Origin of the sequence: Mesorhizobium prunaredense, assembly GCF_900156895.1 — a bacterium.
GTDB lineage: Bacteria > Pseudomonadota > Alphaproteobacteria > Rhizobiales > Rhizobiaceae > Mesorhizobium > Mesorhizobium prunaredense.
Window position 1 is genome coordinate 634597 of record NZ_FTPD01000045.1, and the last position, 21225, is coordinate 655821.

Sequence of the window (21225 nt, forward strand, 5' to 3'; positions counted from 1 at the left end):
GTCGGGCTCCTCAAAGGGTTTCGACATTGCCGTCGACGCCGAGCGACTGGCCGGAGATGTTGATCGCCGCATCGGACAACAGGAAGGCGACCATCGCGGCGACGTCATAGGGACTGGTCATGCGGCGCAGCGAGATGTTCTGGAGATAGCGCTGCGTCATCTCTTCGTTCGACACACCGAGCTGCCTGGCCCGGTCGGCGATGACCTTGTCGATGCGTGGCCCCTCGATGATGCCTGGGAGGATGGCGTTGACCCTTATGCCGTGCGGCCCGAGTTCCTTGGCAAGGCTCTGCGTGAAACCGATGACGCCGAACTTGGCCGCCGAATAGGGGGTGCGGAAAGCGTAACCATGGCGGCCGGCGGCGGACGACATCGAGACGATCGAGCCGCCGCCCGCCGCCTTGATCAGCGGCACGGCACGCCGGGCGCAGAGGAACTGGCCGGTCAGGCAGATGTCGATGCAGCGCCGCCACTCTGCCGGATCGATTTCGTCGACGCCGCCGGTCGGCCCGGCGATGCCGGCATTGTTGATCAGCGCGTCGAGGCCGCCGAGCTTTTCCTTCACGGTCTCGAACAACCGGTCGACGTCGTCGTCGCGCGAGACATCGGCCTTGACCGCGGCGACGAGGGCGATCTTGTCCGGAGCGGCGGCCAGCGCCTCGTCGGAGACGTCGCAAACGACGATGCGCGCGCCGAGCCGCGACAGCGTGTCGGCAATGGCCAAGCCGATGCCGCCGGCGCCTGCCGTCACCAGCACGCGCTGCCCCTTCAGCCCGGTTAGAAAATCGTCCGGGGATGTCGGCGCCCCTTTGCTCATCGTGTATCCCTTCTCATTGCAGCCGCCGTCCGCGCAGCGCCATGACAGCGCTCAGAACGACCAAGCCGTTACAGTATTGCCCCTGAAATTGTGACGAAAGCACTGCGCGAGGGCGACGGACGATCCCGTGATGTGAAATTTCTGCTTCAGCTGTCGCGAAGGGTCTGTTGCGCAATTCGCCAGGCCTGCTCCACATGCCGCCGGGCCGCGGCTTCGGCGGCATCGCCGTTGCGCGACTTGATCGCGTTCATGATCTCGGTCATTTCGGCGATTGCGGCATCGCGACGATTCTCCGAGGCGATGGTCATGGAACGCAGCTGGTTGATGCGGACGTTCAGACCCTGGACGATCTCCCAGGCGATGCGCTTGTCGGCGGCATCGAAAAGCACTTCGTAGAATTTTGTCGTCGCCCGCATCACCTCGATCGGGTTGGCTGAGGCCCACGCGGTGAGCAGCACATCGAATGCGCGCTCAAGCGCAGCGATCTGGTCCTCAGTCGCCGTCAGCGCGCAGGCGCGCGCCGCGATGCCCTCCATCAGAGCGCGCAGTTCATAAATCTCATCGGTGCGACTGAGATCCGGCCGGGCCACGGCGGGTCCGTGGCCTGGTATCATCTGGACAAGGCCCTCAGTCTCCAACTGCCGCAGAACTTCGCGCACCACCGAGCGACTGACGCCGAGCTGATCGCAAAGCGGGCGCTCGACCAACCGTTCGCCAGGCTGGAAGTGAAACCCCATGATCGCGTCGCGCATGCGCTCCAGCGCCAGCGTTCTCAGCGTCTTGGTGGATCGTTCGATCCTCAGTGTGTCGTCGGCCAATTCATCTACTCCCAGCATCCGCAAGAAACAGATTCGATGATCCGTTGACAAGGGTTTTGGTCTTCAATAGTATGGTATACCATAAGATGATTAGGCAAAAGGGAACTTTCCGAATGCCTCAGCCCAATCGATCACCGAGGATTTGATGAAGCCTGCCATCCGAAAGATCGTCACCTATGTGGAGAACACGCTGATTGAAGGCGGCAAGGTGGCCCCCCGGCCGCTACGCCTGATCGGCGTGGCGGCAGTGCTCGACAATCCCTGGGCCGGGCGCGGTTTCACCGAGGACCTTTCTCCCGAGATCCGCGCCTACGCGCCGGTTTTGGGGGAGATGCTGACCCACGAAATCCTCGCAGTCGCCGGATCTGGCGAAGCGATCGAAGGCTACGGCAAGGCCGCAATCTGCGGCACGTCGGGCGAGATCGAGCATGCCTCGGCGCTCATCCACACGCTGCATTTCGGCAACCACTATCGGCGTGCCGTCGGCGCCAAGACCTATCTTGCCTTCACCAATCTGCGCGGCGGTCCGAACACGCCGATCATGATCCCGCTCATGGACAAGAACGACGAAGGCCGACGTTCGCACTACCTGACGGTGCATTTCCAGATCGGCGACGCGCCGGCGCCAGACGAGCTGGTGGTGGCGCTTGGCGCCTCGATCGGCGGACGACCGCATCATCGCATAGGCGACCGCTACCAGGATCTCAAGGAGGTCGGCGACCTGCATGGCTGAGTTGGCGGACCGTGGCTGGCATCGTGGAACGGCGCCTGACGGCACCGGCTTCATCCGTGCCGGATCCGGCGCGCCAGTCCTCCTCATCCACGGCGTCGGCATGAACGCGGCGATCTGGGCACCCCAGATCGAGCTGATGAAAAACAGATGGGATGTGATCGCGATCGACATCCTGGGACATGGCCAGTCGCCGTTGCCGCCCGAGGCCGCCAGCCTTGCCGACTATGCCGGACAGGCAATCCGGCTTCTCGATCACCTTGGCCTGGATACCGTCTCGATCCTCGGCCATTCAATGGGGGCGCTGGTCGGGCAGGAAATCGCTCTCAATGCACCCGAACGGGTCCGCAACCTGGTGTCGCTCAATGCGGTATTTCGCCGCCCGGCGGAGCTTGCGCAGGCAGTGCGCGAGCGAGCCGCCGAATTGAATGGCGCGGAAAACCCGTCGGGGACGGACGCAACCATCGCGCGCTGGTTCGGCAACCCGGTCCCCGACAGCCTAGTCGAGGCTGCAAGGACGACGCGCGCGGCACTGCAAAGCGTCAACTCCGAAGGCTATGCGCGCACCTATCGACTTTTCGCCCATGCCGATGCGGCGCATGGCGATCGTCTCTCCGGTCTCGCTGTGCCGGCCCTGTTCATGACCGGCTCGCAGGACAGAAATTCCTCGCCTGTGATGTCGGCGGCAATGGCACGCCTCGCGCCGCGCGGTCGCTGCGTCGTTCTGGAGGGCGAGCGACACATGATGGCCATAGCCTCGCCTGACGTGGTCACACGGCGCATTGTCGATTTTCTCGCGAGCAACGACGGCGCAAGCATATCGGCGCGACCGGCAATGGACACAGCCTTCGACTCGGGCGAATTCAGGCGGGCGCTCGGTTCCTTCCTGACCGGCGTTACCATCGTCACCGCGATCGGGCCGGAAGGAGAGCCTCGAGGCTTCACCGCCAATTCGTTTACGTCCGTTTCGCTCGATCCGCCGCTTGTGCTGGTCTGCATCGCCAAGAAGGCGCTGGGTCATCCGGTGTTTTCGACCTCGAAGTGCTTTGCCGTCAACGTCCTCTCGGAGGAACAGCGAGCCGCATCCGGCGTCTTCGCTTCCAAATCGCAGGACAAGTTCTCGGCTGTCGAGTGGCGCTTCGGCCCGACCGGCAGCCCGCTGCTCGCTGGATCGGTGGCGACGTTCGACTGTGACATGGAGCAGTTGGTCGACGCCGGCGATCATTCGATCCTCATCGGCCGCGTTCGCGAATTCTCCCACAATTCATCGCAGCCCCTCGGCTATTGCCGTGGCGCCTATGTCTCGCCCGGCCTCAGCCAGGAAGCACTGGCGGCCGCGCCTCCGGACATGGAGGTCGGCGCCATCCTCGAAGATGAAGGCCGCGTGCTGTTCCTCGAAACCACCGACGGCTTTTTCGAACTGCCAGTGGGGCGGGGGCTCGGGGCACCCGGCGACGCGCGAAGCCTCAGGGGACGCCTCGCTGCGAAAGCCATCGAGGCGCATCTCGGATTCCTGTTTGCGGTCTGGGACGACGCGGCAAGCCCGTCGCGAACGCATGTCTACTACCGCGGCACGATAGACGCGCCCCACTCCAGCGACGGCAAGGTCCGGCTCGTCGACATCGACAGGATCGCCGGACTGAACATCGCCGATGCTGCTGTGCGCTCGATGCTTGCCCGCTATGTGCGCGAATGTCGGGAGGATGCATTTGGCGTCTATGTCGGCAACGCGGTCGAAGGTGAAGTCCGTCCGCTCGCCAAGCCGGCAGCCATGAACACTTCGGGGTGAACAGATATGAAGTTCTCACTCTTCGTCCACATGGAACGCTCGGACCCGGCAAAGCCGCATGCCGAGCTCATCGACGAGCTTGAGGAACTGGTCCTGATGGCCGAGGCGGCAGGCTTCGAGACGGCCTGGATCGGCGAACACCACGGCATGGAGTTCACCATCTCGCCAAATCCGTTCATCAACATCGCCTATCTCGGCGCCAGGACGCAGCGCATCCGGCTCGGCACAGGAACCGTGATCGCGCCGTTCTGGCATCCGATCAAGCTCGCCGGCGAGGCAGCCATGACCGATGTCGTCACCGGCGGCCGGCTCGACATCGGCATCGCCCGCGGCGCCTACAGCTACGAGTACCAGCGCCTGTTCCCCGGGCTCGACGCCTGGGGCGCGGGCCAGCGCATGCGCGAGATCATCCCAGCCATCAAGGGCCTCTGGGAAGGCGATTTCGAGATGTCCGGCGAATTCTGGTCGTTTCCCTCGACCACATCGTCGCCCAAGCCGGTGCAAAAGCCGCACCCGCCGATCTGGGTGGCGGCGCGCGATCCAAACTCGCACGACTTCGCCGTCTCCAACGGCTGCAACGTCCAGGTGACGCCGCTCGCCTCCGGCGACGACGAAGTAACCTGCCTGATGGAGCGCTTCAACGCGGCGTGCGCGGCGCATCCCGACATGGCCCGCCCCGAGATCATGCTGCTGATGCACACATTCGTTGCCGAGGACGCCGCCGATGCGGAGCAGCTGACGAAGGACCTGTCGCTGTTCTACTGCCAGTTCGGCGCCTGGTTCCAGAACAAGAAGCCGGTTCGCCAAGGCATATTGGAAGCGCTTTCCGACGACGAGATCGCAGCCATGCCGCAATACGCGCCTGACAAGATCCGACAGAACCTGGTCATCGGCGAAGCCGAAGAGGTGATCACCCGGCTGAAGGCATATGAGGCGCTCGGCTATGACCAGTATTCGATCTGGATCGACAGCGGCCTGCCACACGAGCGCAAGAAGAAGTCGCTGCAGCTGTTCGTCGACAAGGTGATGCCGGCTTTCGGGCATGGGAGGCCGCAATGACCCTTGTGGCCTTCAGCAACTTCATAGATGGGGCGTTCGATACGCCGAAAACCACCTTCGAAAGCATCGATCCATCCACCGGTGCGCCCTGGGCGACGATGCCCGCCGCAACCGAGGCCGATGTCGACCGCGCCGTCGAGGCGGCGCACCGGACGCTGCACTCGGCCGCATGGGCCTCGCTGACGGCGACGGCGCGCGGCAAGCTGCTGGTGCGCCTCGGCGACCTGGTCGTCGCCAATGCCGGCCGCCTGGCGGAGCTGGAAACGCGCGACACCGGCAAGATCATCCGCGAGACCCGCGCCCAGATCGCCTATGTCGGCGACTATTACCGCTACTATGGCGGGCTTGCCGACAAGCATGAAGGCTCGCATCTGCCCATCGACAAGGCCGATATGGACGTCACCATCCGGCGCGAGCCGATCGGCGTCGTCGCTGCCGTCGTGCCGTGGAATTCGCAGCTCTTCCTTTCGGCCGTCAAGCTCGGCCCGGCGCTGGCGGCCGGCTGCACGGTCGTCCTGAAAGCCTCGGAGGACGGTCCAGCGCCGCTGCTGGCCTTCGCCGAACTCGTTCATGAGGCCGGATTTCCCGCCGGCAGCGTCAACATACTGACCGGGTTCGGGCACGATTGCGGCCGACGCCTGACAAGTCACCCGCTGGTTTCACGCGTCGCCTTCACCGGCGGGCCTTCGACCGCTCGTGCGATCGTCCGCAACACGGCGGAAAATCTCGCCTACACGACGCTGGAACTGGGCGGGAAAAGCCCGGTTGTCGTTTTCTCCGACGCCGACCTGGACAGTGCGGCCAACGCGGTAGTGGCCGGGATTTTCGCCGCGTCTGGACAAAGCTGCGTCGCCGGCTCGCGGCTGCTTGTCGAGCGTTCGATAAAGGCCGAGTTCCTGGACAGGCTGAAGCACAAGGCCGAGGCCATCAGGATCGGCGATCCGCAGGATCCGGCCACCGAAATGGGGCCACTGGCAACGCCACGCCAGCGGGAATGGATCGAGAAGATCGTTGCCGAGAGCCTCGCCAGTGGCGGGACGCTGGTCACCGGCGGAAAAAGGCCCGACGATCATCCGCACGGCTTCTACTACGCACCGACCATCATCGACGCCGAGGATCCAGCGCTGCCCTGCGTGCGCGAGGAATTGTTCGGTCCGGTGCTCAGCGTTCTCACCTTCGACACGGAAGCCGAAGCCCTGGCGCTTGCCAACGACACGCCGTTCGGCCTCGCCTCGGGCGTGTTCACCACCAATCTCGCCAAGGCGCACCGCATGGCGCGCGACATCCATGCCGGCGTCGTCTGGGTCAACACGTACCGCGCGGTTTCGCCGCTCGTGCCGTTCGGCGGCTACGGTCAGTCCGGGCTTGGCCGTGAGGGCGGGTTCGACGCCATCCGCGATTACACGCGCTCGAAATCCGTCTGGATACGGATATCCGACGAGCCGATCCCGGACCCGTTCGTCATGCGATGAGGCAGCGCCAACGCGTAACTTCACAACAACAAGAAACAAAAACAACCAACAGAGGAGAATGACATGAAACTGATTTTGACCGGCATCTTGGCCGGACTCCTGGCAGCCACTGCCGCGCACGCCGATGAAATGGTGTTCACCAGCTGGGGCGGAACCACGCAGGAGGCGCAGACCAAATCCTGGGCTGCTCCGTTCGAAGCGAGTTCCGGCATCAAGGTCCTGCAGGACGGCCCGACCGACTACGGCAAGCTGAAGGCCATGGTGGAAGGCGGCAGCGTCGCCTGGGACGTCGTCGATGTCGAAATGGATTTCGCCATCAAAGCGGCCAAGGACGGCCTGCTCGAGCCGATCGATTTCAACGTCGTGCCGAAAGCCGATCTCGATCCTCGCTTCACCACCGAGCATGCGGTCGGGAGCTTCTACTACTCCTTCGTTCTTGCCTGGAACAAAGGCGCGGTGTCGGGCGAACCGGCGGGCTGGGCCGACATGTTCGACCTGACGAAATTTCCCGGCAAGCGCACCTTCTATAAATGGTCGGCGCCGGGCGTCATCGAGATTGCGCTGTTGGCCGACGGCGTGCCTGCAGACAAGCTCTATCCGCTCGACCTCGACCGGGCGTTCAAGAAACTCGACACGATCAAATCGGAAATCGTCTGGTGGGACAGCGGCGCGCAGTCGCAGCAGCTGATCGCCTCCGGTGAGGCGGCCTTCGGGCAGCTCTGGAACGGACGAGTCTTCGCCCTCGAGCAGGAAGGCGCCGATGTCGGCGTATCCTGGAATCAGAACATGACCGCCGCCGACGTGCTCGTCATTCCCAAGGGTTCGAAGAACAAGGCGAGCGCCATGAAATTCCTGGCCGCTGCGACAAGCCCGAAAAGTCAGGCCATGTTTGCTGAAGCAAGCGGCTACGCCCCCATCAACACGGCAGCCAAGGCCGAAATGCCGGCCGATGTCGTCAAGTCGCTGCCGGACGCCTATGTCGACGGGCAGATCAACCTCGACATGAACTACTGGGCTGAAAACCGCGATAAGATCGCGGAGCGCTGGTACGCCTGGCAGGCCAAATAGAAGCCGACCTCACCCATGAACCGGCGGGGCGTCGCCAGGCGTCCCGCCTGAGCTGCCGGGATCATCGCCATGTCGGGCAATTTGCTTCATCGACAGCCAATCCTCCGAAGGCCAGATGGCGTCGGCGGCGCCTTGCCAGCGCTGACCCTCATCACCCTGTTCTTCGTGGTGCCGGTCGTCGCGTTGCTGTTGCGCAGCGTAACCGAACCTGTACCGGGCCTGCAGAACTACGCCACCCTGTTTGGCGACGGCACCTATGCGCGGGTCTTCTTGAACACCTTTCTGGTCGCCACCGTCGTCACCGCCGTCACCGTGATCGTGGCGTTTCCGGTCGCCTGGATGCTGGCGATCATGCCGCCTGCCCTCGGCTCGATCGTCTTCGGCATCATCATCCTGTCGATGTGGACCAATCTGCTCACCCGCACCTATGCCTGGATGGTGCTGCTTCAACGCACCGGCGTCATCAACCGGACGCTGATGGATATTGGCCTGATCAGCCAGCCGCTGCCGCTGATCAACAACCTGACCGGCGTCACCATCGGCATGGTCTATATCATGCTGCCCTTCATGATACTGCCGCTGGTCGGAACCCTGCGCGCCATCGATCCGATGACGCTGCGCGCCGCCGCCCTGTGCGGTGCGAGCCCCTTCGACGCCTTCCGCCGCATCCTGCTGCCCTTGTCGCTCCCGGGAATCGCTGCAGGCGGCCTGATGGTTTTCGTCATGTCGCTCGGCTATTTCGTGACGCCGACGCTGCTCGGCGGCACCTCCAACATGATGCTCGCCGCAATGATCGCCCAGATGATCCAGTCCTTGCTCAACTGGGGGCTCGGAAGCGCGGCGGCTTTCATCCTGCTTTTGGTCACCATGGCGCTCTACGCGCTGCAGCTGCGCCTCGTCGGCGCCAAGCGCATGACAGGAGGCATCTGAGATGCTGCTCGACTACGACCGGCTGGGCTGGCTGCGTGCAGCACTTCTGGGTTTCACCGGCCTGGTCGCGGCGTTTCTGCTGCTGCCGGTGGTTTTCATCGTGCTTTTGTCGTTCGGCTCGTCGCGGTGGCTGGCTTTTCCGCCACCAAGCTGGACGCTGAAATGGTATGAGGAGCTCTTCGCCGATCCGGCCTGGCTCGAAGCGGCGCTGACCAGCGCGCGCATTGCCACCATGGCCGCAATTCTTGCTGTCGTCATCGGGCTGCTGGCTTCTTTCGCCCTGGTCCGGGGACAGTTTCGCGGGCGCAACACGCTTCGCGGCCTGCTGTTGACGCCAATGGTGCTGCCGGTCGTGGTCTTCGCCATCGCCATCTATGCATTCTTCCTGCGGATCGGGCTCGGCGGCACCACGGCGGGCTTCGTCATCGCCCACACGGTCCTGGCACTGCCCTTCGCCATCATTCCCATCACCGCGGCACTCGAAGGGTTCGACAAAACCATCGAGGATGCGGCGATCGTCTGCGGCGCAAGCCCATTCGAAGCAAAACTCCGGGTCACCTTGCCGGCGATCAAGATCGGGATTTTTTCGGCGGCGATCTTTGCCTTCCTCGCCTCGTGGGACGAGGTGGTGGTCGCGATCTTCATGGCCAGCCCCACCTTGCAGACCTTGCCGGTCAAGATCTGGGGCAGCCTGCGCCAGGATCTCAGCCCGGTCATCGCTGCGGCCTCCAGCCTTCTGGTTCTTCTGACGCTGAGCCTGATGATCGTAACCGCACTCATTCGGCGGAAATTGTCGAAATGACCGAACCGTTCCTCTCCATTCGCGACCTGCGCAAGGCGTTCGGCAGCTTCGTCGCCGTGCACGATGTCACGATCGATATACCCAAGGGCCAATTTCTGACCTTTCTCGGCCCTTCCGGCTCTGGCAAGTCGACGACGCTCTACGCGATAGCCGGCTTTCAGCATCCGACATCCGGCGACGTTCTTCTCGAAGGCAGGTCGCTGCTGCCGGTGCCGTCGCACAAGCGCAACATCGGCATGGTGTTCCAGCGCTACACGCTGTTCCAGCATCTCACCGTCGCCGAGAACGTTGCCTTTCCGTTGCGCGTGCGCCGCCGGCCGGACGCCGAGGTGAACCGAAAAGTCGCCGAGATGCTGTCGCTGGTGCGGCTCGAGAGCTTCGGCGGCCGATATCCTGGCGCGCTTTCCGGCGGACAGCAGCAGCGCGTGGCGCTTGCCAGGGCGCTCGCCTACGATCCGCCGATCCTCCTGATGGACGAGCCGCTCTCGGCGCTCGACAAGAAGCTGCGCGAGGAAATCCAGGCCGAGATACGGCGCATCCATCGCGAAACCGGCGTAACGATCCTTTACGTCACCCACGATCAGGACGAGGCCCTGCATCTTTCGGATCGCATCGCGCTGTTTCGGGACGGGCGCATCGAGCAGATCGGCAGCGGTGAGGACCTCTATCTGAGACCTGCGAGCGAATTCGTGGCCAGCTTCATCGGAAATTCCAATTTCCTGCCGGCCGAGCATCTTGAAACCGTCAGAGGCTCCGCCACGATCCGCCTCGCCGATGGCACGGTCGTCTCCGGCGTCAGGAACGATCGGGAGTTCAGCCATGGCCAGAAGACCAGGCTGATGGTGCGGCCGGAAGCGTTTCGGCTGAGACCCGGCACGGCCACTGCCGGGCTTGCGGTCGAATTCATCGACACCGCCTTCTTCGGCGAGCGGAGGCGCGTCATCGCGCGCACGGCCGCCGGCCAGGAGATCGACGTCAGGCCGACTTCCGACATGGCGCAAGCACAGGAAGGCATCGCCGTGCGCGGACAGCAGATTTTTTTCGATCCCGCCGCCGCATTTCTGTTTCCGGCCTGACAGACGATCGTTCGACCTCAGCGCGGCGGCTCAGCCGGCGCCTCGATGGTGACGCCGTACTTGGCGGCGATGGCCACGACCTTCGCCATCTCCAGCGTGCCGGCGGCGGTCGCGGCGTCCAATTCTGCGAACATCTGATCAAGACCGCAACTCGGCGCGCAGAAGACGAGCACGCGAGCTGGCTTGTCGCCGACATTGCGGATGGCATGGCGCCGGCCGCGTGCGCGTTGGCTTCAAAACGGAATTGGGCGGGTTGAAATTTCCTCGGCTTTGTCCACTTTCGGTATCAATTGGCCGAGTGGTGCGATCTCCGGCGAAACCAGCGCGATCGAATTGACGAGAAAACGCCGTCGGCCGCGCTGGAAATAACGTCGAAGAGCGTGGCGGGCTGGAGCGCAATTTGGGATGTTGCCTACCGAGGCTACGTCGGCTGCGAGTTGAGTTTTTTGGCCGCAAAGCGTCACTTATGCGGCCGCCAGACCGACAGCCTCGAGCGCAGCGCTCAGTAACAGAAAACCGCCGGCGTTGCGCCGGTTCTTTCTCGCGATAGCTGGAGCATCTGATGCCGACCCGCCCCTATGCCATCCTTGAAGCGCCGTCCTCGCTGGGTCTGGCGACCGACGGCGTTGAAGCCTTGCCCGGTCGGCTGCTGGAACTGGGCCTCGCCGAACGCATTCATGCGCGCCGCGCCGGGCGGCTTGCCGTCCCGCCGAAGGACCCGAAGCCCGACCCCGCCACCCTGACGCTGAATGCCAACGCGATCGCGGCGTGGTCGCCCAAGCTCGCCGACGCCGTGGAGGAGGTGCTGGACGCTGGCGAATTCCCAGTGGTGCTGGGCGGCGACTGTACGATCTTGCTGGGTCCGATGCTCGCGCTGCGCCGGCGCGGCCGCTACGGCCTGTGCTTCATCGACGGCCACGCCGACTTCTTCCAGCCGGAAGCGGAGCCCAACAGCGAAGGCGCGTCCATGGACCTTGCCTTCGTCACCGGCTACGGGCCGGCGCTGCTGACCGACCTGGAGGGCCGCCGCCCGTTGGTGCGCCCCGAGGACGCCGTCGCCTTCGCATTTCGCGACCACCAGGACCAGGCCAAATTCGGCAGCCAGCCTTTGCCGGCCGAGCTCATCGCCTACGATCTGCACGCCATCCGCCGCCTGGGCGTCGAAACCGCCGCTCGGGCCGCCGTTGGCCAGCTGACGCGGGGGGAACTCGATGGCTTCTTCATCCATCTCGACGCCGATTGTCTCGACGATGCGATCATGCCGGCGGTCGATTTCCGCGTACCGGGCGGGCTCTCGTGGGACGAGCTGTCGGCGGCGCTCCGCATCATCCTGGCGAGCGGAAAGGCGGTCGGACTCGAGGTCACCATCTACAATCCGCGCCTCGACGAGGACGGCAGCGCCGGACGTGGCCTCGCTGATGTCCTGGCCGCAGCGCTCGGCACAGCCGCGCCCGCTTGAGCGGACGGGAGCTAGCGGCTATCGGGTGGCGTTGAAGCGTCACATGCAACCACCTGTCCGCCGAACGAGAACCCCGCGCCTTGCCCGCCGCCTGGATGATGGCAAGCAACCAGGCGACCGTTTCGAGCCGGAGCATTGAGGCTCTCCACCTGAGGGCCAGCGCCCCCTGACAGGGCAAACCTATTAATAGTGCTAGCTGTAAATGCGCCGGGCGGCTTAGTACCGTCGGCCGCAAACAAGGCTTGGGAGGGTCCGTCACTCGGTTCCTGCCGCGCCATGACGCGGAGCTTGGAACTGTGACTGCACATGCGACCACCGAAGGATTCAGCGATTACAGGGGCTACCGCACCTGGTACCGCGTGATCGGAAATCTCAAATCGGGCAAGCTGCCATTGGTCGTCGCTCACGGCGGGCCGGGTTGCACCCACGACTATGTCGATTCGTTCAAGGAGCTTGCCGATACCGGGCGGGCGGTCATCCACTACGATCAGATCGGCAACGGCAAATCGACCCATCTGCCCGACAAGGGCGGCGACTTCTGGACCGTCGATTTCTTTTTGGGCGAACTCGATGCGCTGCTCGCTCACATTGGCATTGGCGACCGCTACGCCCTGCTCGGCCAGTCCTGGGGCGGCATACTCTCGGCAGAGCACGCCGTGCGACGCCCGGCCGGGCTCAAGGCATTGATCCTGGCCAATTCTCTGGCCTCGATGGCGCTATGGGTGGAAGGCGCGCTGCAATTGCGCGCCGGACTGCCGGCCGATGTGCAAAACGCGCTTGACCGGCACGAGGCAGCCGGGACCACCGATCACCCGGATTATGTTGCAGCAACCAAAGCCTTCTATGACCGCCACGTCTGCCGTGTCCTTCCGACGCCGCGGGAGGTCGCCCGGACATTCGCGGCAATCGACGCGGATCCGACGGTTTATCACACCATGAACGGACCCAATGAATTCCACGTCATCGGCACCATGCGGAACTGGACCATCGTCGACCGCCTGCATCTGATCGAGGCGCCGACGCTGGCGTTCCGCGGATTTTACGACGAAGCGACCGAGGCCTGCGTCCAGCCCTTTCTCGATCGCATCCCGGACGTGGAAGGCATTGTCTTCCCGAATTCCAGCCATATGCCGCATGTCGAGGAGAAGGACGATTGCCTCGCCGCCGTCGGACGCTTTGTCGCCAAATACGATTGAGGCCCGCCGCAACAGGCTATCCTTGCGCAAGCTTGTCGGTGCGGGGCTTGGCCATTGCATTCATCCTGATGCGTTCCGTCGCTCCTTGAGCGCCTGGGCCAGGAAATCCTTGACCGCATCGAGAACCGCGTCGCGTTCGTGGGATATGCCTGGCAGCAAATCGAAGCGCACGCGCACACCCGCTTCCTCGAACGATCGACACAACGTCCTAAGGCGTTCCGGCCGCGTTCGCCCGGCATCGTTGGCGCCCGGCATCCAATGGCTGCTGCCCTGGGCGTGGGTGATTTCCCAGGTCTCCAGGTCGGCATCGCCGACGACCATCTGGACAGGTACTTTTGCCAGCGCCGTGGCGTCGAAGCTGATGCCGAACTTCTCCGGCAGGTCACGAATGCCCACCCACCAGTCCCGCGCGGCATCGAGCAAGGTCACCGAGCCCGGCGCACCGATCGAAGCCGCCCATAGCCTGTCGGGATGGAGGATGGCGAAGCGATGGGTGAAATGCCCGCCGCCGGAAAATCCGAACATGGCGAAGCGGGTCCAGTCCTGACGATATTTGGCAACGACTTCCTCGACTATGGCGAGCAGCACCTGATCGTAGCGGATGTCGCCCTCGATCATGTATTTGTATCCGCTGCGGGCGTCGTCGCCGAGAACGCCGATTGGGAACAGCGGGCACAAAATGGCGCAGTCGTTCCAGCGTCCGAACTCGGCGAACGCGTCGCGGAAACCCAGGAACGAGGTACGGCCTGTACCATGAACGGCGACCAGCAGATCGACTTTGGCGCCTTCCCCCACCGCAGGCGGCACATACAGACAATAATGGAAGCGTGGGTCTGATTTGGAAGCAAAGATGGCGGTCGCGCCAAGATCGTATGCAGCGCGGCCGCGATCCGCGAATCCCGTGGCGATGCTGGTCAAGTCTACAACTCCTCAGCCAGTCTTGGAATTTATGGCCAGCGTATACTGGTCGGCTCGCGTCGTGAACTGAAGGTCTTCCGGGCAGCCACGACGAGGACCTCACGGTGCATCGGAATCAGGGCAACGCATTGAAGACGATCTCGCTGAGTTCCGAGAGCATCTTTTCGCGCTTGGCAACATCCAGCGTCCGCTTAGCTAGTGTCCGTCCATAAACGGCAAGTTGTTGAAATTACTTGAGGAATCGTAGTTTTCCGCAGGAAAGCTCCGGCGGTTTCAGATACACTTTGGCATCATACCACTGATTCCAAAGCGTTTTCTGTCACCCCCGGAGCCGACAATGCGCCAAGAACGCACCGTCCAAGCCAGTGTATTCGATCTTTTCGCCGGACACGAGATCGGCCGTGAGCTGAAGGGCATGTCCGATTGGCTGGACGAGCAGCGTCACCTGACCGAGCTGGTGGCCGCCGACCTGCGCCGGCACGGGGTCAAGGAGACCGGCCGCGAGGGCCTGCCGGCGGAGGCGGTGCTGCGCTGCGCGCTGCTCAAGCAGCATCGCCAGCTCAGCTACCAGGAACTGGCTTTCCACCTGGAGGACTCCGCCTCGTTCGGGGCGTTTGCCCGGCTGCCATGGGGATGGAGCCCGAAGAAGTCGGTCCTGCACAAGACGATCAGCGCGATCCGGGCCTCGACCTGGGAAGACATCAACGAGGTGCTGCTTTCGAGCGCCCGCCACGAGAAGCTGGAAAGCGGCAGGGTGATACGTGTGGACAGCACCGTCACCGCAGCCCTCATCCACGAGCCGAGCGACAGCAGCCTGTTGTGGGACGCCGTACGGGTGATGGTTCGCCTGCTGCGGCAGGCGGATAAATTGGGCAGCGGCGCGCTTTCCTGGCACGATCACTGCCGCGCGGCCAAGAAGCGGGCGCGGGCGATCCAATACAGCCGCGGCCGCCCGAAACGGGTTCAACTCTATCGCGAATTGCTCGGGATCACTCGCACGACACTGGGCTATCTCCGACAGGCGGCGGAGCGGCTGACCCCGGCGGCTGATCTGGACGTTATCGTCTGGCAGGAGCAACTGCGCCACTATCGACCGCTGATCGAGCAGATCATCGCCCAGACCGAGCGGCGGGTGCTGGCCGGCGAGGCGGTGCCGGCCGCCGAGAAGCTGGTCAGCCTGTTCGAACCGCATGCCGACATCATCGTCAAGGGCGGCCGCGATGTCCATTATGGCCACAAGCTCAACCTGACGACGGGCAGGAGCGGCATGGTTCTCGACCTCATCGTCGAAGCCGGCAATCCGGCCGACAGCGAGCGGTTGCTGCCGATGCTTCAGCGCCACTTCGACCGATATGGCGAGCCGCCACGTCAGGCGGCCGCCGATGGCGGCTATGCCAGCCGCGCCAATCTGATCCAGGCCAAGGCTTGGGGCGTGAAGGACATGGCCTTCCACAAAAAATGCGGCATCAAGATCGAGGACATGGTCAAGAGCCGCTGGGTGTATCGCAAGCTGCGCAACTTCCGTGCCGGCATCGAGGCCGGCGTCTCATGTTTGAAGCGCGCTTTTGGCCTGGGCCGCCACCTGGCGCGGTCGACACTCCAAGATCTGATCGCCAGGGACGAGGCGCGGCGCGAACATCTGACCGAGTTGCAGACTAGGCAGGAGCGCCGCAACGCAGCCTCGAGAGAAATCGGCAACGCCATGCGCTCGGGCGACGCCGCCCTTGCCGAAAGACTGAAAGCCGAGGTCGGCGAGATCAAGGCCTTCATCCAGAACGGCGAGGCGCGCGAACGCGAGCTCGACAAGGCGCTGAACGACGCATTGGCGGTGCTGCCCAACGTGCCGCTCGACGATGTGCCGGTCGGCAAGGACGAGCACGACAACGTCGTCAAGCGCACCGTCGGCAAGGTGCCGGCCCGCCCGAACTGGGTGAAGGAGCATTTCGAGATCGGCGAAGCGCTCGGCATGATGGATTTTGAGCGGGCGGCGAAACTGTCCGGTTCGCGGTTCACGGTGCTCAAGGGCGGACTGGCACGGATGGAGCGCGCGCTCGGCCAGTTCATGCTGGACCTGCATACGACCGAGCATGGCTACGAGGAGATCCAGCCGCCGCTGATGGTGCGCGACGAAGCTCTTTTCGGCACCGGGCAACTGCCGAAGTTCGAGGAGGATCTGTTCTTCGCCCCGCGTGGGGACGGCAGGCTTGGCCTCATTCCCACCGCCGAAGTGCCGCTGACCAATCTCGTGCGCGAAGACATCACGCCGCATGAAAAACTGCCGCTGCGCTATACCGCGCTGACCTCGTGCTTCCGCTCGGAAGCGGGCTCGGCCGGGCGTGACACGCGTGGCATGCTGCGCCAGCACCAGTTCTACAAGGTCGAATTGGTGTCGATCACCGACCAGGAGTCCTCGCTTGCCGAGCACGAGCGGATGACCGAATGCGCTGAGGAAGTGTTGAAGCGGCTCGGCCTGCCGTTCCGCACCGTGACACTGTGCACCGGCGACATGGGCTTTGGCGCGCGCAAGACCTATGACATCGAGGTCTGGCTGCCGGGCCAGAACGCCTATCGCGAGATTTCGTCCTGCTCGGTCTGTGGCGATTTCCAGGCGCGGCGCATGGATGCCCGCTACAAGGACAAGGACGGCAAGGGCAACCGCTTCGTCCACACGCTGAACGGTTCCGGCACCGCCGTCGGCCGCGCCCTTATTGCGGTCATCGAAAACTACCAGAATGAGGATAGCAGCGTAACCATTCCTGAAGCGCTTCGGCCTTACATGGGCGGTCTGGAAAAGATCGAATCGAGATAATGCGCATCCTCCTGACCAATGATGACGGCATCCATGCCGAGGGCCTCGCATCGCTCGAACGCATCGCCCGCACGCTGTCGGACGATGTCTGGGTGGTGGCGCCGGAGCAGGATCAGTCCGGCTATGCGCATTCGCTGTCGATCTCGGAGCCGCTGCGTCTGAGAAAGATCGGCGAAAAGCACTTTGCCGTGCGCGGCACGCCGACCGACTGCGTCATCATGGGCGTGAAAAAAATCCTGCCCGCAGCACCAGACCTGATCCTGTCCGGCGTCAATTCCGGCGCCAACATCGCCGACGACGTCACCTATTCGGGCACCGTTGCCGGCGCCATGGAAGGCGCGCTGCTCGGCGTGCGCTCGATCGCGCTCAGCCAGGCTTATTCCTATCTCGGCGAGGATCGCGTCGTTCCTTACGAGACCACCGAGGCGCTGGCGCCGGCGCTGCTCAAAAAGCTGGTCGCCATGCCGCTGCCGGATGGCGTGCTGCTCAACGTCAATTTTCCGAATTGCGCGCCAGAAGAGGTCGCCGGCACGGTGGTCACCTCGCAAGGCAAGCTCGTCCATAGCCTGTGGGTCGACGAGCGCCGCGACGGCCGCGGGCTTCCCTATTACTGGCTGCGCTTCGGCCGCGAGCCGGTCGAGGGCAAGCAAGGCACTGATCTCTATGCCATGCGCAACCGGCTGGTGTCGGTGACGCCGCTGCAGCTCGATCTCACAGCGCACGAAATTCGCGATCAACTGACCAAGGCGCTCGCATGAACCTGAACCATGGTCCGACAGTCGATGACCGCGAAGGCTTCGCCGCTTTCCTGCTCCGCCTGCGTGGCAAGGGCGTGGTGCCGAAGGCGCTGATCGCCGCCTTCGAGGCGACGCCGCGGCGCGGCTTCCTTTCCGCACAGTCCCATCCGATCGCCTGGTCGGACCGCATGCTGCCGATCGAATGCGGCGAGGCGATCGAGGGCGCCGATCTGCAAGCCGCGGTGATCGCAGCACTTGCCATCGAACCGGGCAACAGGGTGCTCGAGATCGGCACCGGGTCAGGCTACACGGCGGCGGTGATGTCGCGGCTCGCCGCGCGCGTCGTCACCATCGATCGCTACAAGACGCTGGTCGAGCAGGCCAAACAGCGCTTCGAGGCGCTCGGCATCGGCAATGTCATCGTGCGCCAGGCGGACGGCTCCAACGGACTGGCCAATGAAGCGCCGTTCGACCGTATCGTCGCATGGGCGGCCTTCGACAGCCTGCCGCGCTTCCTGCTCGATCAATTGTCGAGCGGCGGCATCGTCATCGCCCCGATCGGACCCGAGGAGGGCGAGCAGGTGCTGGCCAAACTGACCAAGGTCGGCAGCCGCTTCGAACGCGAGGACATCGGTCTCGTACGCCTGCAGCCGATCCTGCGCAGCGTAGCCGCCGTCATCTAGGATCTGTCGATATTCAGGTGATGCCCGCAACTCACCTGTCTGGTCCGTCTCCGGCTTACCTGAGCTGAATCGCGCCCCGTCCGAGCAGCTTTAAATATTTTAAGAAAATTTGCGTCTGATTCTAGAGGTTTAACCGGCCGGTAACATTAACGCGCTTTAATCACGGTCAGTCTGTACCGGGTATCTGCGGGTAAATGCGATGCAATTCAGTATTTTGAAGGCAAACGGACGCAACCTGGCGCGGGGTATCGCCGTCCTGATGGTTGCGGGCACCGCGGCGGGATGCAGTTCCCAGGTCTCGCGGTTCAACAGCGTCGATGACGTCTTCACGTCGTCGACAAACAACCAGCGCGCCATCATCGACAAGCAGGACGCCGCCCAGCCTTATCCCGGCGATGCCGCCGCGGTTTCAGCCGCGCCGCTCGACGGCAGCCACAGCCAGTCGGTAAGCCGTTCAAGCCTCGAGCCGGTCACGACACAGCAATTGCCGCCGGTCGAGCAGGCGCAGCCGGCCACTGCGTCGGCGCCCGCCGCCAGTCCGGCCCGCACCGATTCGGCGCCAGCCGCTCCCCGGGTCGACCGGACTGCGACCGGAACTGTGGCAAAGCCGTTCAAAGAGTCACGGCCCGATGCTCCGCGCATGGCGACGGCGGGCGGCGAGCCGCGTGCCACCGAGATCATCGTCAAGGAAGGCGAGACCATTTCCGGCCTGTCGCGGCGCTACGGCGTGCCCGCCGACGCGCTTATGAAGGTCAATGGGCTAAGCGCGACCAACGGGCTGAAGACCGGCCAGAAGATCGTCATCCCGGCCTATGCCTATTCGGGCAAGAAACCGGCGCCGAAGCTTGCCGACGCCAAGCCTGCGAACGACACAAAACACGATGTGCCGGCCAAGGCGCCGGAGATGGTCGCCGTGCTGCCGCAGCAGCCCAAGCTCAAGGAGGGCAAGTCCGCCGCGCAGGTGGAAGCATCGGCCGCAGCAAGCCAGCCGAAGGATACCGCACCCAAGGCGGCTGGTGCCGGTGGCTCCTACACCGTCCAGCAGGGTGATACGCTGTCGGCCATCGCCAGGAAGACCGGCGTCGGCGTGGTTGCGTTGAAGCAGGCGAACGGTATGCAGGACGGTCTGCTCAAGATCGGCCAGACATTGAAGGTGCCGACCGGCGGCACCGCGACGGTGGCAAATGCCAAGCCGGCAAAGGTCGATCCGGTAACGACTGCCACCACCCCGCCTGCGGCAAAGACCACGCCGTCGGAAACGCTCGCCGCCTACACGCCGCCGAAGAAGGAAAAGGTCATCCAGCAGGCCGAGGACGACGGTGCAGTCGCGCCGAACGCCACCGGTATCGGCAAGATGCGTTGGCCGGTGCGCGGTCGCGTGATCTCCAGTTTCGGCGGCGGCAAGGACGGTGTCGACATCGCCGTGCCGGAAGGAACGCCAGTCAAGGCGGCCGAGAACGGCGTCGTCATCTATGCCGGCGATGGCCTCAAGGAATTCGGCAATACGGTGCTGGTGCGCCACGAGAACGGTTTGGTCACAGTCTATGGCCACGCCCGTTCGATCGAGGTCCAGCGCGGCCAGAAGGTCAAGCGCGGCCAGGAAATCGCGCAGTCCGGCATGAGCGGCACCACCGACTCGCCGAAACTGCATTTCGAAGTGCGCAAGAATTCGGCGCCGGTCGATCCTTCGACCTATCTGGAGTAGGCAAGACGATCCTTCGACCTATCTTGAATAGAGTAGAACAAGAAAAGCGATTGCGGTCCGCCTGACCTCCAGTCCGGCCCGCCGGCTCAGCCCGCTCCGCAAGGGGCGGGCTTTTTCAGTGGCTTTTCCGGACCATGATCTTGTCCGAAAACCGGGCTCCACTTTTTGCTACGCTGACCTTCGGTTCGGGATCATGGTCTAATCTTGGAGCGACTTGCCGAGCCGGCCTGCCAGATCCTGGGTGTACTGCCAGGCGACGCGGCCCGATCGGCTGCCGCGCGTCGTCGCCCATTCCAGCGCCTCGGCGCGCAGCGTCTCGGGATCGATGGCGAGTCCGTGATGGCGGACATATCCGTCGATCATGTCGAGATACTCGTCCTGCGAGCATTTGTGGAAGCCGAGCCAGAGGCCGAAACGGTCGGAGAGCGAGACTTTTTCCTCGACCGCTTCCGACGGGTTGATGGCGGTCGAGCGCTCATTGTCGATCATGTCGCGCGGCAAAAGGTGGCGCCGGTTCGACGTGGCGTAGAAGATCACATTGGCCGGGCGCCCCTCGACTCCGCCTTCGAGCGCCGCCTTCAGCGACTTGTAGGACGTGTCGTCGTGGTCGAAGGAGAGGTCGTCGCAAAACAGGATGAAACGGTAAGGCGCTGCCTTCAGCAGCGCCATCAGCTTCGGCAGCGTGTCGATGTCCTCACGGTGGATCTCGATGAGCTTGAGCGGCAAATCCAGCTTTGCCGATGCGTTGACAGCCGCATGGACGGCCTTGACCAGCGAGGATTTTCCCATGCCGCGTGCGCCCCACAACAGCACGTTGTTGGCTGCGTAACCGGAGGCGAAACGCTCGGTGTTGTCGACCAGTATGTCGCGGACGCGGTCGACGCCGCGGATCAGACCGATGTCGACGCGGTTGACCTTGCGCACCGGCTCCAGATAGCCGGGATCAGCCTGCCAGACGAAGCAGTCGGCCCCGCCGAGATCGGTTTCCGGCACTGGGGGCGGGGCGAGGCGGGCGACCGCCTCGATCAGGCGGTCGAGCTTCTTGTTCAGGGCTTCGATGGTGCTGTCGGTCATTCTTGTCTTTTGTTCTGGCATTCAGGAAGCAACGGAACCTATCGATTACGGCGGTTTCGGAACCGGCTCCAACCTTTTGTTAG

18 protein-coding genes and 1 pseudogene are annotated in these 21225 nt (G+C 63.8%); 15 read left to right on the forward strand and 4 right to left on the reverse strand.

Features of this window, described 5'->3' with window-relative positions; translation table 11 throughout:
* Positions 1 to 10: 10 nt before the first annotated feature.
* Both BQ8794_RS26840 and BQ8794_RS26845 read right to left on the reverse strand, forming a co-directional pair.
* Positions 11 to 817 carry an SDR family oxidoreductase gene (locus tag BQ8794_RS26840; RefSeq protein ID WP_077381569.1) on the reverse strand — a complete coding sequence of 269 codons (807 nt, stop codon included), beginning with the start codon at positions 815 to 817 and terminating at the stop codon, positions 11 to 13.
* Between the two features lie 146 nt (positions 818 to 963).
* Positions 964 to 1635 carry a GntR family transcriptional regulator gene (locus tag BQ8794_RS26845; RefSeq protein WP_077381570.1) on the reverse strand — a complete coding sequence of 224 codons (672 nt, stop codon included), beginning with the start codon at positions 1633 to 1635 and terminating at the stop codon, positions 964 to 966.
* A 145-nt stretch (positions 1636 to 1780) separates the two neighbouring features.
* Here BQ8794_RS26845 and BQ8794_RS26850 point away from each other — a divergent pair, with 145 nt between their 5' ends.
* The 10 genes from BQ8794_RS26850 (at position 1781) to BQ8794_RS26900 (ending at position 13216) form a co-directional block, all read left to right on the forward strand.
* Positions 1781 to 2368: an amino acid synthesis family protein gene (locus tag BQ8794_RS26850; RefSeq protein WP_077381571.1), complete on the forward strand. Its 588-nt coding sequence runs from the start codon at positions 1781 to 1783 to the stop codon at positions 2366 to 2368.
* Positions 2361 to 4154: an alpha/beta fold hydrolase gene (locus tag BQ8794_RS26855; RefSeq protein WP_077381572.1), complete on the forward strand. Its 1794-nt coding sequence runs from the start codon at positions 2361 to 2363 to the stop codon at positions 4152 to 4154. Before BQ8794_RS26850 ends, BQ8794_RS26855 begins: the two co-directional genes overlap by 8 nt.
* A gap of 6 nt (positions 4155 to 4160) precedes the next feature.
* The gene (locus tag BQ8794_RS26860) at positions 4161 to 5213 is read left to right on the forward strand and encodes an LLM class flavin-dependent oxidoreductase (RefSeq protein WP_077381573.1); all 1053 of its coding nucleotides are present in this window, start codon (positions 4161 to 4163) and stop codon (positions 5211 to 5213) included.
* Positions 5210 to 6685, forward strand: coding sequence for an aldehyde dehydrogenase (locus tag BQ8794_RS26865; RefSeq protein ID WP_077381574.1), 1476 nt, complete (start codon positions 5210 to 5212; stop codon positions 6683 to 6685). The genes BQ8794_RS26860 and BQ8794_RS26865 overlap by 4 nt, the downstream gene beginning before the upstream one ends.
* A 63-nt stretch (positions 6686 to 6748) precedes the next feature.
* On the forward strand, positions 6749 to 7753 hold the full coding sequence (locus BQ8794_RS26870) for an ABC transporter substrate-binding protein (RefSeq protein WP_077381575.1): 1005 nt from the start codon (positions 6749 to 6751) through the stop codon (positions 7751 to 7753).
* A gap of 69 nt (positions 7754 to 7822) precedes the next feature.
* On the forward strand, positions 7823 to 8683 hold the full coding sequence (locus BQ8794_RS26875) for an ABC transporter permease (protein ID WP_077381576.1): 861 nt from the start codon (positions 7823 to 7825) through the stop codon (positions 8681 to 8683).
* Position 8684: 1 nt separating this feature from the next.
* Positions 8685 to 9485 (forward strand): ABC transporter permease, encoded by an 801-nt coding sequence (locus BQ8794_RS26880; RefSeq protein ID WP_077381577.1) that lies wholly within the window; start codon positions 8685 to 8687, stop codon positions 9483 to 9485.
* Entirely contained in the window at positions 9482 to 10561 is a 1080-nt protein-coding gene (locus tag BQ8794_RS26885; protein ID WP_077381578.1) for an ABC transporter ATP-binding protein, read from the forward strand. The genes BQ8794_RS26880 and BQ8794_RS26885 overlap by 4 nt, the downstream gene beginning before the upstream one ends.
* Before the next feature lie 562 nt (positions 10562 to 11123).
* The gene (locus BQ8794_RS26895; RefSeq protein ID WP_077381580.1) at positions 11124 to 12020 is read left to right on the forward strand and encodes an arginase family protein; all 897 of its coding nucleotides are present in this window, start codon (positions 11124 to 11126) and stop codon (positions 12018 to 12020) included.
* A gap of 296 nt (positions 12021 to 12316) precedes the next feature.
* Positions 12317 to 13216 carry a proline iminopeptidase-family hydrolase gene (locus BQ8794_RS26900; RefSeq protein WP_077381581.1) on the forward strand — a complete coding sequence of 300 codons (900 nt, stop codon included), beginning with the start codon at positions 12317 to 12319 and terminating at the stop codon, positions 13214 to 13216.
* Between the two features lie 60 nt (positions 13217 to 13276).
* On the opposite strand, the gene BQ8794_RS26905 is transcribed toward BQ8794_RS26900, so the two are convergent.
* Positions 13277 to 14134: an alpha/beta hydrolase family protein gene (locus tag BQ8794_RS26905; RefSeq protein ID WP_077381582.1), complete on the reverse strand. Its 858-nt coding sequence runs from the start codon at positions 14132 to 14134 to the stop codon at positions 13277 to 13279.
* 337 nt (positions 14135 to 14471) lie between these two features.
* On the opposite strand from BQ8794_RS26905, the pseudogene BQ8794_RS35765 reads away from it, so the two are divergent.
* From BQ8794_RS35765 to BQ8794_RS26925, 5 genes and pseudogenes are all read left to right on the forward strand, one after another.
* Positions 14472 to 15726: pseudogene (locus BQ8794_RS35765) on the forward strand (ISNCY family transposase); the annotation flags it as partial.
* A 47-nt stretch (positions 15727 to 15773) separates the two neighbouring features.
* Entirely contained in the window at positions 15774 to 16943 is a 1170-nt protein-coding gene (gene serS, locus BQ8794_RS35770; RefSeq protein ID WP_483189063.1) for a serine--tRNA ligase, read from the forward strand.
* Positions 16943 to 17701, forward strand: coding sequence for a 5'/3'-nucleotidase SurE (gene surE, locus BQ8794_RS26915; RefSeq protein WP_077381583.1), 759 nt, complete (start codon positions 16943 to 16945; stop codon positions 17699 to 17701). Before serS ends, surE begins: the two co-directional genes overlap by 1 nt.
* Positions 17698 to 18363 (forward strand): protein-L-isoaspartate(D-aspartate) O-methyltransferase, encoded by a 666-nt coding sequence (locus BQ8794_RS26920; protein WP_174654529.1) that lies wholly within the window; start codon positions 17698 to 17700, stop codon positions 18361 to 18363. The genes surE and BQ8794_RS26920 overlap by 4 nt, the downstream gene beginning before the upstream one ends.
* 199 nt (positions 18364 to 18562) lie before the next feature.
* Positions 18563 to 20068, forward strand: coding sequence for a peptidoglycan DD-metalloendopeptidase family protein (locus BQ8794_RS26925; RefSeq protein ID WP_077381584.1), 1506 nt, complete (start codon positions 18563 to 18565; stop codon positions 20066 to 20068).
* Between the two features lie 198 nt (positions 20069 to 20266).
* On the opposite strand, the gene BQ8794_RS26930 is transcribed toward BQ8794_RS26925, so the two are convergent.
* Complete coding sequence (locus BQ8794_RS26930; protein ID WP_077381585.1) at positions 20267 to 21142, reverse strand: ATP-binding protein; 876 nt, start codon at positions 21140 to 21142, stop codon at positions 20267 to 20269.
* Positions 21143 to 21225: the final 83 nt, after the last annotated feature.

Excerpts from the sequence above, each read along its gene's own strand:
- BQ8794_RS26840 (WP_077381569.1), bottom strand. The coding sequence starts at position 817 with ATGAGCAAAGGGGCGCCGACATCCCCGGACGATTTTCTAACCGGGCTG.
- BQ8794_RS26850 (WP_077381571.1), top strand. The coding sequence starts at position 1,781 with ATGAAGCCTGCCATCCGAAAGATCGTCACCTATGTGGAGAACACGCTG.
- BQ8794_RS26855 (WP_077381572.1), top strand. The coding sequence starts at position 2,361 with ATGGCTGAGTTGGCGGACCGTGGCTGGCATCGTGGAACGGCGCCTGAC.
- BQ8794_RS26860 (WP_077381573.1), top strand. The coding sequence starts at position 4,161 with ATGAAGTTCTCACTCTTCGTCCACATGGAACGCTCGGACCCGGCAAAG.
- BQ8794_RS26865 (WP_077381574.1), top strand. The coding sequence starts at position 5,210 with ATGACCCTTGTGGCCTTCAGCAACTTCATAGATGGGGCGTTCGATACG.
- BQ8794_RS26870 (WP_077381575.1), top strand. The coding sequence starts at position 6,749 with ATGAAACTGATTTTGACCGGCATCTTGGCCGGACTCCTGGCAGCCACT.
- BQ8794_RS26875 (WP_077381576.1), top strand. The coding sequence starts at position 7,823 with ATGTCGGGCAATTTGCTTCATCGACAGCCAATCCTCCGAAGGCCAGAT.
- BQ8794_RS26880 (WP_077381577.1), top strand. The coding sequence starts at position 8,685 with ATGCTGCTCGACTACGACCGGCTGGGCTGGCTGCGTGCAGCACTTCTG.
- BQ8794_RS26885 (WP_077381578.1), top strand. The coding sequence starts at position 9,482 with ATGACCGAACCGTTCCTCTCCATTCGCGACCTGCGCAAGGCGTTCGGC.
- BQ8794_RS26895 (WP_077381580.1), top strand. The coding sequence starts at position 11,124 with ATGCCGACCCGCCCCTATGCCATCCTTGAAGCGCCGTCCTCGCTGGGT.
- surE (WP_077381583.1), top strand. The coding sequence starts at position 16,943 with ATGCGCATCCTCCTGACCAATGATGACGGCATCCATGCCGAGGGCCTC.
- BQ8794_RS26920 (WP_174654529.1), top strand. The coding sequence starts at position 17,698 with ATGAACCTGAACCATGGTCCGACAGTCGATGACCGCGAAGGCTTCGCC.
- BQ8794_RS26925 (WP_077381584.1), top strand. The coding sequence starts at position 18,563 with ATGCAATTCAGTATTTTGAAGGCAAACGGACGCAACCTGGCGCGGGGT.
- BQ8794_RS26930 (WP_077381585.1), bottom strand. The coding sequence starts at position 21,142 with ATGACCGACAGCACCATCGAAGCCCTGAACAAGAAGCTCGACCGCCTG.